The sequence below is a fragment of the Flavobacterium pectinovorum genome (assembly GCF_006438875.1).
Classification (GTDB): Bacteria; Bacteroidota; Bacteroidia; order Flavobacteriales; family Flavobacteriaceae; genus Flavobacterium; species Flavobacterium pectinovorum_A.
This window is the reverse complement of sequence record NZ_RCZH01000008.1, coordinates 125237-139542: the sequence shown is the minus strand read 5'-3', so window position 1 is coordinate 139542 and position 14306 is coordinate 125237. Positions and strand designations below refer to the sequence as shown.

Below are 14306 nucleotides of genomic sequence, written 5' to 3'. Positions count from 1 at the left end.
ATGAAAGTAAACAAAATTGTAGCCCTGCAATTAATGATGTCAATGGTATTGATGTTAGGCACGGCTAGTTGTAGCAAAAAATCGAGTTCCAACAGTCACGCTTCAAGAGCAACAGGTTGGGATGTAGATAGTCAGAATGGAACGGCTGCTAGAAATGCAGGAAAAAAACAACAGGCTGGTCCTGGTTTAGTTTTTGTTGAAGGAGGTACGTTTACTATGGGTAAAGTACAGGATGATGTTATGCATGATTGGAATAACACACCGACTCAACAACACGTTCAATCATTTTATATGGATGAAACTGAAGTTACGAATGGTATGTACTTAGAATACCTGGAGTGGTTAAAGAAAGTTTTCCCTCCAACAGAAGAAAATTACAAAAACATTTACGAAGGAGCATCGCCAGATACATTGGTGTGGAGAAATCGTTTAGGATATAACGAAACGATGACTAATAATTACCTAAGACATCCTTCTTATGCTAATTATCCTGTAGTAGGTGTAAACTGGATTCAAGCGGTTGAATTTGCTAAATGGAGAACAGACCGTGTGAACGAAGCTGTTTTGGAAAAAAACGGATACCTTCAAAAAGGTGCTAAAACAAATGATGTTACCGGAGATAATGCATTTAATACTGAGGCTTATTTAATGTCTCCTAGCACTGCACGTGGCGGTAGCGAAGAAATCGTATTGAAGAAAAATCCAGGTGGCAGAAAACCAAAAGCTGGAAAAGATGGTGTAGTTCCTGAAGAGAAAAATGTGTATGCACAACGTTCTTCCGGAGTTATCTTGCCAGAATACAGACTTCCTACTGAAGCAGAATGGGAGTACGCAGCTGCTGCAGATGTTGGACAAAGAGAATACAATATATATAAAGGACAAAAGAAATATCCTTGGTCCGGAGATTATACACGTTCATCTAAACGTAAAAATAAAGGAGATCAATTGGCTAACTTTAAACAAGGAAACGGTGATTACGGTGGAATTGCCGGTTGGTCAGATGATGGTGCAGATATTACAAATGCTGTAAAAAGCTATGCTGCCAACGATTTTGGATTATACGATATGGCTGGAAACGTAGCCGAATGGGTTGCCGATGTTTACAGACCTATTATCGATAATGAAGCGAATGATTTTAACTACTTTAGAGGAAATCAATATGCTAAAAACAAAATTGGTAAAGATGGTAAAATTGAAATTATCACTAAAGATAATATTCAATACAAAACATTAAGTAACGGTAAAAAAGTTGCAACAAACTTACCGGGAGAAATTGCTCAGGTTCCAGTTGATGAAAATGAAACTTACTTAAGAACGAACTTCAGTACAAGTGACAACATCAATTACAGAGATGGTGACAAACAATCTTCAAGATATTTTGACTTTGGAGATTCTGAGTCAGGACCAAAAGCGGATCAGGCAATGTACAATTCTCCTAAGCATAATATCACTACTGATAGTTTAGGTCAAATGACTAGAAAATACGATAGCTCAAGTAAACGTACAACGTTAATCGATGATAACGTAAGAGTTTACAAAGGTGGTTCTTGGAGAGATAGAGCTTATTGGTTAGATCCGGCTCAAAGAAGATATTTCCCTCAGGATATGGCAACTGATTACATCGGATTTAGATGTGCAATGTCTAGAGTAGGTGCAAAATCTGAAAAAAGAAAATCACCTAGAAACTAGGTTTTAGAAATTTTAATAAAAAATTCCAAATTCCAAAAGCTGATTATTTCAGTCTGGGATTTGGAATTTTTTTATTGTTTTTTTTCTACTTTTACGATCAATAAAATAAATATAAATGAATATTCAGGACATTCATAACTTGTTTTTACAAAGTAGTTCCGTTTCAATTGATACAAGAAAAATTGAAAAAGGTTCTATGTTTTTTGCTATTAAAGGCGAGAACTTTGATGCTAATACTTTTGCAGCAAAAGCACTCGAATTGGGAGCTTTGTATGTTATTATTGACAATGCAGCTTATGCTATAGACGAGAGAACGATTTTGGTGGAGAACAGTTTGGAAACATTGCAGGAATTGGCAAAATTTCATCGCTCTTATTTGAAATTGCCTATTGTTGCACTCACCGGAAGTAACGGAAAAACGACTACAAAAGAACTTATCAATGTAGTTCTTTCTAAGAAATTCAAGACTAAAGCTACTGTTGGGAATTTAAATAACCATATTGGAGTTCCGTTGACTTTATTGTCTTTTTCGAAAGAAACTGAAATTGGAATTGTTGAGATGGGTGCAAATCACAAAAAAGAAATCGAATTTTTATGTGAAATTGCTCAACCGGATTATGGTTATATAACCAATTTTGGAAAAGCACATTTAGAAGGTTTTGGCGGCGTTGAAGGAGTTATTGAAGGCAAGAGTGAAATGTATCACTATCTCTTAAAAAATAACAAATTAGCTTTTGTTAATCTTGAAGATCCAATTCAGGTTGAGAAATCTAAAGGGATAGAGACGTTTACTTTTGGACTAAATCAAGATCAGTCAAATCTTAATATCAAAAGTATTCAGGCAAATCCATTTGTTGTTGTCGATTATTACAGTTTTATCGTAGAATCACATTTAATTGGACTTTACAATGCTAATAATATCAATGCTGCTGTTGCGATAGGAAAGTATTTTAAAGTTGATGAGAGTGACGTAAAACAAGCTATCAAAAACTATATTCCTGAAAATAACAGGTCGCAACTATTAAAAAAGGAATCAAATCAAATTATTCTGGATGCTTATAATGCTAATCCAAGTAGTATGGCTGTGGCAATTACTAATTTTCTACAATTAGAAAATCAGAACAAAGTAATGATCTTAGGAGATATGTTTGAGCTTGGAAACGAAAGTCATGAAGAGCATAAAATTATAGTTGATTCCTTGGCAAACCAGAACAATTCTGTTTGTTATTTGATTGGAAAATATTTTTACGAAAATAGAATTTCGAATAGTAATATTTACTTTTTTGAATCTTTTGATGCTTTTGCAGAATATCTCAAAACGATTCATTTTAAAGAGAACACAATTTTAATAAAAGGTTCGCGTGGCATGGCGCTGGAACGAACATTAGAATATATTTAAAAGTAAAAAGCCTTCCGATTCATTTATCGGAAGGCTTTTTCTTTATTAGATGCTCATTAAAAATCCAATAAGGTTTTCTTTTTTATTTAAACCAAGTTTTTTTCTTAATCTGTATCGTGCTAACTCAACTCCTCCAGTTGAAATATTCATGATTTCGGCTATTTCTTTCGTTGACATATTCATTAACAAATAGGTAGATAAATCGAGTTCTCGAGGTGAAATGGTAGGATATTTTTCTTTTAGTCGCTTTAAGAATTCAAAATGAACGTTTTTAATGTGTTTTTCGAGGTCTTTCCAGCTTTTGTCTGTGTTAACTTCTTTGACAATGCTTTTATTTAGTTTGCTAACTTGAAATTTTGTTGAATCATCAAGTGCTTCGACGTCAATTTCTTTTAGTTTGTGTATAATTCCATTTAAGATTTTATTTTTCTTCACAACTTGCAAAGAATTGTTTACTAGTTCCTTATCCTTTGCCAGGATTTTTATCTGAAGCTTGTCATTTTTTAATTTTTCAATTTCTTTTTCAAGATCATATTGCTCCTGTCTGATTTTTGATTCTTTCTCCAGATAAAGTCTTCGTTGTTCTATAGTTTCATAATATTTATTCTTTCTGATCTTCATTTTTATACGTGTAGATATCAAATAGATTCCCACAAGTATTAGTATAAAATAAAACATGAAAGCTAAGAAATGTCTGTACCAAGGCGGAGAAATGGTGAAAGAAAGTTTTGCAGGTAAAGATTGCACTCCATAACTGTTTCTAACCTTTACATTCATTGTATACTCGCCTTCGCGAAGATTCGTGTATTCTTTAAGAGATATAGTAGACCAATTGCTCCATTTGTCATCAAAAGGCTCTAATTGATAGGAGAACTCAACATTTTCAAGATTCTCATATGTTGGAGACGAAAATGTAAATCGAACATGATTTGAAGAATATGGAATACGAATGTTCTCCGTTTTATTCTGATTATTTCCTAGAATAATAGTATCGCCGGGAAATGAAAAACTACGAATAAAGGCTTTTGGTTTCTTAACGAAGTTATTCAGAAATTGCGAGTCATAATGCGCCAGTCCATCTGTTAATCCAATAAATATGTTTTTTGAATCAATTGTATTTACAGATAAATAATTACTTACCAAATTACCTGTCAGATTTGAAAATGGCGCAACAATATTTTTATACTTATTGTTTTGTTTCATTAAAACCCCCAAAGATTCATTAAATGCATACCATAAATTAGATTGTGAATCTTCGCTTAGTGCATTGATTACAGGTATGTTTCGGAATAACTTAGTTAGATTTTTATCTTCGAAGAATATATCCTGCTCTTTTGAATATTTATAAAAATGATTGTTGGTTTGAAAGTAGATTCGATCATCTATTTTTTGTAGGCTTCCAATATTTTTAAACTTAGGCGTTAATTGATTGATTTTTTTGATAGAAGAAAACCTTGTTAAATCATTACTAAGTGACATTCTGTAGATAGACTCATCTTTTTTAAGCCATAAATACGATTCATCAAGTTCGAAACTATTAGATGATTTGTCGAATCCTAAAATTTGGTTTTTATAAACTAATCCATTTGGTGTTTTTTGAAATATAGCAAATCCATCATAATTTGATCCAATATAAAAGCCGGGATGATTTGGTATTTTCTTAAAACCAAAGTAACCTTTAGGATCTATTATATGTGTTACTTTTCCGCCCTCTATAACCAGAGCACCTCTGTTGTTTGAGCAAATAAGCTCGTTTTCTACAACCTGAACATTCCATGATTGTGCGGTAGTTCCTTCGACAAGTTTGAAAACATCTTCTTTAAAACTATTGTTCCAGGCGTGATAAAAAACACCTTGATTTGTGGCAACATACAAATTTCCATCATGAATTACTGATGCATATACGGTACTAATATCATAACTAAATCCAAAATAAGTAAACGGCGAACTCTCGTTGACAAAAGCAATACCATTATCGAGGCCTAGCCAAAGATTGTTTTTATTGTCTATAAAAGAGGTTAAAACAGTATTGTTCTGTAATCCTTTTTTTCTGTTGATGTGCTGGATTATCTTCCCATTATAATCACATATTATTATACCATCTAAAACCGAGTTCAATACAATAGAGCTGTTGTTTATTGTTACGCCTCCTAAGGAGTTATTTTTCTTAACAAAATTGTTAGCTTCGGTATCCCAAGGTATTACTTTGTTGTTTTCATAAACAAATAAACCTTTTTCTAATGTTATAATTAAGATTTTGTTTTTTGCTAACGAATACATTCCCCATATCTCTGTATTGTTTAAACTTGTTGTATTGGCTAATGCATATAGCTTTCCGTCTTTGTATTCTAGTATTCCTTTCTCAACATCTTGTAAATAAAGTTTGTTATCGACTACAAATGAAAACTGAAAACGTTTGGGAGCTTGTAGTATGGATAATTTTCCATTTTTGAATATATATATCCTGGCAAAAGACTGAAAAATGGTCTGATTATTAAAAGAATGTATTTTCCAGATAAAGTCTATTATTTTGATTTTACTCTTATCTACCTGTTTTGCTAATGAGGTGTATTTAAGTCTGCCTTTAGTATCAGGCTGGAAATATCCAAACTCATTGTATCCTCCAACGAAGATTTTACCTGAATCATCAATCTTTAAACATCTCACAGAAGTTAGATTCGGCAATGGATATTTTCGCCAGGATGATCCGTCAAATTGTAAAAGACCATTATTGTTGGCAAAATATAGATTTCCGTTTTTATCCTGCCCAATATTCCAGTTTTGAGTACCGCCTTTGTATTCGTTTCGCTTGTAATTTCTTACATCAGGGAGTCCAATGTTTTTTACTTGCCCAAAAATGGAGATTGTGAATAATGTAAAAAAAGTAATATAAAAATATGATTTTATCAATTTCATAAATTTTTCTATTTATTTAGAATTTTGAATACTAAGTAGTTGTTTTTTAGCGAATTAGCTTGTTTTCGTCAGTACTATTTCGTTGTAGAGAGCTAATTATTTAATAAAAATAAGCATTCTTATACTAGTGTAGTGTTTATTTTTGCAATTAACATTTTGATAACATTTAATATTTATTTTTTATTATATTGTTATTCAGTTATTTATAAAAAAAATGATGTGTTTTTGTAATGTAATAAAATTTACTTTGATGTGTTTTTGTAATGAATTTTAATTGTTGATAGTAAAAAAATAACATTATTATTGCATCAAATTACTAATTAATTAACCAAAATTTTTAGAAAAATGAAATTAACAAAATTACTTATTTTTTGTATTTCGTCTTTGTTATTCTCGGTTATCGCTGTGGCTCAGGATGCCACAGTAAATGGGGTTATAACAGATGAAAGTGGAATGCCAGTTCCGGGTGCTACTATTGTATTAAAAGGAACAACTAAGTCAACGGCATCAGATTTTGATGGAAAATTCCAAATTCAGTCACCTTCTACAGGTGTTTTAACAGTTACTTTTATTGGATATGCACCAGTTAGTGAAGCTGTAAATGGGAGAACAAAAATTTCAATTCAATTAAAACCGGAATCGCAATCCTTAAATGAGGTTGTGGTTGTAGGATATGGTACTCAAAAGAAATCAGTAGTTACCGGAGCAATCTCCAGTGTAAAAGCTGCCGATCTTGAGAAAGTTCCTAATGGTAGAGTTGAGCAAGCATTACAAGGTAGAGTAGCAGGTGTATCTGTAGCGGCTACTTCTGGACAACCAGGTGCGGCTTCTAAGGTACGTATTAGAGGTATAACTACTTTTAGAGAAGGTGGTAATGATCCTTTATGGGTTGTTGATGGTATTGCTATAGATGCAAACGCAATTGGTTTTATCAACCAAAGTGATATCGAATCTATCGAGGTTCTTAAAGATGCTGCTTCTGCTGCAATCTATGGTACTCGTGCTGCAACCGGAGTTATCTTGGTTACAACTAAAAAAGGGAAATCAGGAAAAATCTCTGTAAACTATACTGGTTTTGCAGGTGTTTCTGGTCCGGCTAAAAAATTAGATTTATTGAATGCTTCACAATATGGTTCAATAATGAATGACAAGTCTCTTGCAGATGGTGGAGGTATTAAATATGCTAATCCATCTTCATTAGGTAAAGGTACAGATTGGCAAGATGCAATCTTCAATAACTCTGCTTTTAGATATACACACGAATTAAGTATTAGTGGTGGTGGTGAAAAATCTACTTTTTATGCTTCTTTCGGGATACAAGATCAGGAAGGTATTGTTGCAACAGAAATTTCAAACTATACAAAGAAAAATTTCCGTTTAAACTCAACTCATAAAATTTCTGACTACTTTACTTTTGGACAAACTTTTGGATACACACACCAGGTAACTAAAGGTATTGGAAACACAAACAGTGAGTTTGGAGGACCTTTAAGTTCTGCAATTAACTTAGATCCTCTTACTCCATTGGTTGTAACAGATCCTGCAGTAGCTAGTACTGGTTTCTATACAAACCCAAATGCTGTTAGAGATGGTAACGGAAATCTTTACGGAATTTCTTCTTTAGTACAACAAGAGATGACAAATCCTTTAGCTTATACACAAACAAGATTAGGTGGATATAGCTGGTCAGACGATTTTGTTGGTAATGCATACTTAGAGGCTAATATTACTAGTCATTTAAAATTCAGAACTACACTTGGAGGTAAATTAGCTTATTGGGGAGACCAAGGCTTTACTCCAGTTTTCTTCCTTAATCCAAACATGAAAGAGGATAGAAACAATTACAGTCAAAATAATAATAAAGCATTTGCTTGGACTCTTGAGAATATCTTAACGTATTCTAATAAATTTGGTGATCATAGTATCAATGTTTTGGCAGGACAAGGAGCTTATGTTGAAAACATTGGTGGTTCTATTGGAGTTACTATGTACGGTTTGCCGATTACTAGCTATAAAGATGCTTCTTTCAATTTTGAAATTCCTCAAACTGACAGAGTAAACAGAGCAAGTGATTTTACAGAACATAAATTAGCTTCGTTATTTTTACGTACAAATTATGATTATTTAGAGAAATACCTTTTCACAGGAATCATTCGTCGTGATGGATCAACTCGCTTTGGTGAAAACAAAAAATTTGGAGTTTTCCCTTCATTCTCTTTAGGATGGGTTCTTTCGAAAGAAGGATTCTGGAAAGAAAACAATGTAGTTAACACTTTAAAACTACGTGGAGGTTATGGAGTTGTTGGTAACGATAATATCGATGATTTCAAATATAGAGGTTTAGTTGTTGGGGGATACAATTACTCTGTTGGAAACACAGGTGCAATTACAACTGGTTACGGAAACTCTACTTTGCCTAATAAAGATTTAGGATGGGAAGAAACTTCTCAAACTACTGTAGGTCTTGATGCAAAACTTTTTAATGATTTTACTCTTGCTTTAGACTACTACAAAAAGAGAACAAAAGGAATCTTAAGAGACGTTGTTATTCCTGGATATGTTGGAGTTGTTGACAAGCCATCTGCGAATATTGCAGACATGAACAATAGTGGTTTTGAGGTTGAATTAGGATACAAGAAAAGATTAGGAGACTTTAATTTAGGAGTTAATGCAAATGTTGCTTACCTTAAAAATGAAATCACTTATGTAGGATCATCTACAAACTACATTGTTGGAGATGCTACTTTCCAATCTATGGGACCAGTAACAAGAACACAAGTTGGTCATTCATTCAACGAATTTTATGGTTTCAAAACTGCAGGTATTTTTCAAAATGCTGCTGAAGTTGCTGCATACAAAAATGCTGCCGGAGGTTTAGTTCAACCAAATGCCAGACCAGGAGATTTCCGTTGGACAGATACAAATGGTGATGGTACTATTACTGATGATGATAAACAATTCTTAGGAACAAACATCCCTAAATATACTTTTGGTCTTACGGTTAACTTAGACTATAAAAACTTTGATTTTATGGCATTTACTCAAGGATCAGCGGGAAGTAAAATTTTCCAAGGTCTGAGAAGACTTGATATCTTAAATGCAAACTACCAAACAAGTGCTTTAGGTCACTGGTCTGGAGAAGGAAGTACAAACGATTATCCTAGATTGACTAACAATGATCCAAATAAAAATTTCACTAACATGTCTGATTTTTATCTTGAAAACGGAAACTATTTACGTTTGAAAATTGTTCAGGTTGGATACACACTTCCAACTGGTTTATCATCTAAAATTGGTTCAGATAAAATTCGTTTTTACTTAACGGGAGAAAATTTATTTACTATTACAAAATACACTGGATATGATCCTGAAATTGGAGGTCAAGTTTATGGTGTAGATAAAGGAGTTTATCCACAAGCCAGATCTATTCTGTTAGGAGCTAACGTTCAATTTTAAAAATTAAAGAATTATGAAAACTATAAAATATAAATATATATACATTGCTGTAGCATTGGCTATTCTGGGATCTTGCTCTGAAGATTTTGTAACCATTGACCCAAAAGGAAAATTTGATCAAAGTACTTACTTTTCTACAGAACAAGAATGTTACTCCGCTTTAATTGGAGTTTACGATCCGTTGAGAAAAAACACCGGAGGTTTCGAAAACATGGTTGCGATGTTAAATGCAGGATCTGATGATTTTTATGCTGGTGGTGGAAGTTCTACTGATGGAACTGGAATTCAAAATTTCTCTACTCACTCTCTTACTTCAATTAGTATTCCTGGTAGTTTCTGGAGTGATCATTTCCAAGGTATCGCAAGAGCAAATATGTTGTTGGAAAAACTTCCTGCATCTCCTACGAGTGCGCCTTCAAAAGTTAGATTTACTGGCGAAGCTAAAGCATTACGTGCACTTTACTATTTTAACTTAGTGAGAATGTTTAAAAACCTTCCATTGGTTTTAGTGCCTTTAACAACTCAGACTATTTATGATCCAGAACAAGTTACACCAGATGTAATTTATGCACAAATAGAAAAAGATTTATTAGAAGCGATTCCAGCTTTGCCAGATAAAGTTGATGCAAAAACAGAATCAGGAAGGCTTAATAAAGGAGCTGCACAAGCGATATTAGGAAAAGTATATTTATTTGAAGGAAAAAATCCTCAGGCAGCTGCTGTTCTTGCTCAAGTAAATGGTACACCTGGACAACCTAATCAATACGGAAATAAATTACTGCCTGAATTTAGTGATTTATGGGTGACTTCAAATAAATTTAATGCAGAGTCAATATTAGAAGTATCTCATAGTAGTGCAGGTAACACTGACTGGACATTCTGGGGACAAGGTAAAGATGAAGGAAACTCTTTAAACCAAATGATAGGACCAAGAGGGTATTCAAGACCAACAGGTTCTGATGCACCGGATCTTCCTTCAGGATGGGCTTTTAACGTTGCTACTCAAAAATTATATGATGCAATTAAACCTGATCCAAGATTTGCAGCTACTATTCTTGACATAAAAGCTTTAAAAGCAGCTGGTAAAGCAAACTATATTCCAGCTTATCAGGATACAGGTTATTTCTTGAACAAATATCTTCCAAGAGCAACAGATGTTCGTACTGGTGGAGGTAATCAAGAGTTGAACTACAAACAAAATTCTTATGTTATCAGACTTGCTGATACTTATTTGATGGAAGCAGAAGCTTTAGGTTCAGGACCAAGAGCACAAGCTTTACTTGACGCAGTTAGAGATAGAGTTGGCTTGACACCAGTACCGGTTACATTAGCAGCTATTAAACATGAAAGAAGAATGGAGTTAGCTGGTGAAGGTCATAGATTTTTTGATTTAGTAAGATGGGGAGATGCTGCAGCAGCATTATCTGATAGAGGTTTTGATGCAGGAACGGATGAGATTTTCCCAATTCCTTACACAGAACTTAATGGAACTAAATTGAAACAAAATCCTAATTACCAATAAGAACTTACTGGTAAAAAACACAAATAGAAATCTAAATATGAAGTGTAAACCTAATGCTGTTTTTTAGCATTAGGAACACTACATAGTTATGATGAAAATATTTAGCAATGTCTTAATTGCTTTTTGATATTAGTATTAAAGCGTTGAATTACGCCGGAAATAAAGATAAAGTTAAGTTTAAGTTTGGTTGTAAATAGCCCATAATCACTATGAGTATGGGCTATTTTTAAATCCTTAAACCACTAGAATGTGTTTTTATAGATAAAGAGTTTCTTTAAAAAAACTTCAAATAGAATTTAAATAATTACGGAAGAATGAGAAAAAATAGTTATAAAATTCTATGTTTTCTGTTTTCGCTTGGAGCCTTTGCGCAACAAACAAAAACAAAAAAAGAATTTACAACCAATGGGAAAAAGATAACAGTTTATACAACTGCTGAAAATTCAAATTTAAGATTAACAGCTACAGATAATTTAACTTTCTCGGCATCAAAACAACCTCTTGAAACAGAATCATCTGTTTTTGTAGAGCCATCAAAAAAGTTTCAAACCTTCATGGGAATTGGAGGCGCTATTACTGATGCAAGTGCTGAAATTTTTGCTAAACTTTCAAAAGAAAAACAAACAGAATTTCTAAATGCCTACTATGATAAACAAAAAGGTATAGGCTATTCATTGCTAAGAACCACGATACAAAGTTCTGATTTTAGCAGTGAAAGCTATTCTTATATCAAAGAAGGAGATAAAGATTTAAAGACGTTTTCTATTGATCATGATAGACAATATCGCATTCCGTTAATAAAGCAAGCCATAAAAACTGCCGGAGGAAAATTAACCACTTATGTTGCTCCGTGGTCGCCAAATGCTTTTATGAAAAGTAATCAAAACGTCCTGAAAGGCGGAACATTATTACCGGAATATTATCAAACCTGGGCAAATTTTTATGCCAAGTTTATAAAAGCATATGAGAAAGAAGGAATTCCAATTTGGGGAACTTCAACTCAAAACGAGCCAATGGCAATTCAAACCTGGGAATCTTGTGTTTATACTGCTGAGGCAGAAAGAGATTTTATTAAAAATTTCCTTGGGCCAACTTTGAAAAAAGAAAAACTGGGAGATGTAAAAATCATTGTTTGGGATCATAACCGTGATTTAATGAACTACAGAGCAAACGTAATTTATTCAGATCCTGAAGCTTCAAAGTATGTTTGGGGAATGGGTTTTCACTGGTATGAAACCTGGTCTGGCGGCGCATCAATGTTTGATAATGTTGGCAAAGTACATGAAGCATATCCTGACAAAGGGTTAATGTTTACAGAAGGATGTATCGAAAAATTTGATGCAACCAAGTATCAATTTTGGGGTAACGGAGAAAGATATGGTATTTCTATGATTAATGATTTTAATAATGGAACTGCTGCATGGACAGATTGGAATATCCTTTTAGATCAAAATGGAGGACCAAATCATGTTGGAAACTTCTGTTTTTCGCCAATTCATGCTGATACAACCACAGGTGAGTTAATTTACACACCATCTTATTATTATATCGGACATTTTTCAAAATTCATTCACTTAAATGCAGTTCGAGTAAGTACTGCAGTGAGCAGAAGCGCTTTGTTAAGTACTTCATTTTTGAATACTGACGGAACAATAGCAACAATTGTCATGAACCAATCTGATAAAGAGATTACCTACAATTTAATTATAGCTGCAGAAAAAACAGTAGTTAAAATTCCTGCGCATGCAATACAAACATTAGTATATTAATATTTTGCAATTAGACGAGGGTTGAATTGAATCATCCAATTTGACCCTCAATTTAATGTTAATCTTAAAGTTTTTTGAAAGTACAATGAAAATCACCAATAGAATTTTATTAGCACCAATACTAGTTCTGCAATTAAGTTGTTCTTCATCAAAAGTTGTGGATGGTTCAGCGGTTTCCGGATCTAAATCAAACACAAAAGTAGCAGTTTATACCACCGCCGAAAATACAAATTTAAGATTATCACTATCGAATAATTTAATTTCGAAAGCTACAAATTCAACAGTTTCTATTATTTTAGATCCTGATAAAACAGATCAGACTTTCTTAGGAATTGGTGGTGCCATAACAGATGCAAGTGCAGAAGTTTTTGCCAAATTATCTCCTAAAAAACAACAAGAATTTCTGACTGCCTATTACGACAAAAACAAAGGAATTGGTTATACATTAGCCAGAACCAATATACATAGCTGCGATTTTAGCAGTGACAGTTACACTTATGTTACAGAAGGAGACAAAGACTTAAAGACCTTCAATATTGATCACGATAGAAAATATCGAATTCCACTTATAAAAAAAGCAATTGAAACAGCCGGGGGGAAACTAACTTTATTTGCCAGTCCTTGGAGTCCCCCAGCTTTCATGAAAGACAATAATGATATTTTGCGCGGCGGCGTTTTATTGCCGGAATTTGCACAATCATGGGCAAATTACTATGTTAAATTTATTCAGGCCTACGAAAAAGAAGGAATTCCGGTTTGGGGATTAACCATTCAAAATGAGCCAATGGCAAAGCAAAGATGGGAATCTTGCATTTATACGCCTGAAGCCGAAAGAGATTTTCTAAAAAACTTTCTTGGACCAACTTTAGAAAAAGAAGGATTAGCTTCTAAAAACGTTATTATTTGGGATCACAATCGCGGAGACCAATTAGAGAAAAGAGCCAATCTTGTTTTCTCAGACCCCGAAGTTTCAAAATACGCTTGGGGAATTGGATTCCACTGGTATGAAACCTGGAATGGCGGAACTCCTAAATTTGAATCTGTAGGCGAAGTTCACAAAGTTTTTCCAAATAAAAATTTACTTTTTACAGAAGGCTGTATCGAAAAATTTGATGCCACAAAATTTCAGTTTTGGGGAAATGCAGAGCGATACGGAATCAATATGATCAACGATTTCAATAACGGAACTGTTGGCTGGACAGATTGGAATATTCTTTTAGACCAAAACGGAGGACCAAACCATGTAGGCAATTTTTGCTTTGCGCCAATTCACGCAGATATCACAAAAGATGAATTAATCTACACACCAATGTATTATTATATTGGTCATTTCTCAAAATTTATCCGACCTAACGCCAAAAGGATAATCGAAACCATTAGCGATAAAATATTACTAAGCACTTCATTTAAAAATTCTGATAACAAAATAGTTACCATTGTTATGAACCAATCAGACAAAGAAGTTGTTTATACCCTCATAAACCAAGATACAAAAACCACAATTACTATTCCGGCGCATGCTTTGCAAACTATTATAAACTAACCGGAGGCTAAC

The 14306-nt window shown here is 33.5% G+C and carries 7 protein-coding genes; 6 read left to right on the top strand and 1 reads right to left on the bottom strand.

Annotation, left to right across the window (positions count from 1 at the left end; all coding sequences use genetic code 11):
* Both gldJ and EAH81_RS13535 read left to right on the top strand, forming a co-directional pair.
* On the top strand, nt 1-1689 hold the full coding sequence (gene gldJ / locus EAH81_RS13540; RefSeq protein ID WP_140508226.1) for a gliding motility lipoprotein GldJ: 1689 nt from the start codon (nt 1-3) through the stop codon (nt 1687-1689).
* 115 nt (nt 1690-1804) lie between these two features.
* A complete protein-coding gene (locus tag EAH81_RS13535; protein ID WP_140507916.1) occupies nt 1805-3088 on the top strand; it encodes a UDP-N-acetylmuramoyl-tripeptide--D-alanyl-D-alanine ligase in 1284 nt (427 codons plus the stop codon).
* 45 nt (nt 3089-3133) lie between these two features.
* On the opposite strand, the gene EAH81_RS13530 is transcribed toward EAH81_RS13535, so the two are convergent.
* Nucleotides 3134-6004, bottom strand: coding sequence for a triple tyrosine motif-containing protein (locus tag EAH81_RS13530; protein ID WP_140507914.1), 2871 nt, complete (start codon nt 6002-6004; stop codon nt 3134-3136).
* Between the two features lie 345 nt (nt 6005-6349).
* Here EAH81_RS13530 and EAH81_RS13525 point away from each other — a divergent pair, with 345 nt between their 5' ends.
* The 4 genes from EAH81_RS13525 to EAH81_RS13510 all read left to right on the top strand — a co-directional run bounded on the left by EAH81_RS13525 (nt 6350) and on the right by EAH81_RS13510 (nt 14294).
* Nucleotides 6350-9460, top strand: coding sequence for a SusC/RagA family TonB-linked outer membrane protein (locus EAH81_RS13525; RefSeq protein WP_140507912.1), 3111 nt, complete (start codon nt 6350-6352; stop codon nt 9458-9460).
* A gap of 13 nt (nt 9461-9473) precedes the next feature.
* Nucleotides 9474-10982 (top strand): RagB/SusD family nutrient uptake outer membrane protein, encoded by a 1509-nt coding sequence (locus tag EAH81_RS13520; protein WP_140507910.1) that lies wholly within the window; start codon nt 9474-9476, stop codon nt 10980-10982.
* A gap of 314 nt (nt 10983-11296) precedes the next feature.
* Nucleotides 11297-12751, top strand: coding sequence for a glycoside hydrolase family 30 protein (locus EAH81_RS13515; protein WP_140507908.1), 1455 nt, complete (start codon nt 11297-11299; stop codon nt 12749-12751).
* Between the two features lie 85 nt (nt 12752-12836).
* Nucleotides 12837-14294, top strand: a complete 1458-nt coding sequence (locus tag EAH81_RS13510) for a glycoside hydrolase family 30 protein (RefSeq protein ID WP_140507906.1) — start codon at nt 12837-12839, stop codon at nt 14292-14294.
* The last annotated feature ends 12 nt before the right edge of the window (nt 14295-14306 follow it).

Bases quoted from the DNA above. Each gene is read 5' to 3' on its own strand.
- EAH81_RS13510 (WP_140507906.1), top strand. From the start codon at position 12,837: ATGAAAATCACCAATAGAATTTTATTAGCACCAATACTAGTTCTGCAA.
- EAH81_RS13535 (WP_140507916.1), top strand. From the start codon at position 1,805: ATGAATATTCAGGACATTCATAACTTGTTTTTACAAAGTAGTTCCGTT.
- gldJ (WP_140508226.1), top strand. From the start codon at position 1: ATGAAAGTAAACAAAATTGTAGCCCTGCAATTAATGATGTCAATGGTA.
- EAH81_RS13520 (WP_140507910.1), top strand. From the start codon at position 9,474: ATGAAAACTATAAAATATAAATATATATACATTGCTGTAGCATTGGCT.
- EAH81_RS13525 (WP_140507912.1), top strand. From the start codon at position 6,350: ATGAAATTAACAAAATTACTTATTTTTTGTATTTCGTCTTTGTTATTC.
- EAH81_RS13515 (WP_140507908.1), top strand. From the start codon at position 11,297: ATGAGAAAAAATAGTTATAAAATTCTATGTTTTCTGTTTTCGCTTGGA.
- EAH81_RS13530 (WP_140507914.1), bottom strand. From the start codon at position 6,004: ATGAAATTGATAAAATCATATTTTTATATTACTTTTTTTACATTATTC.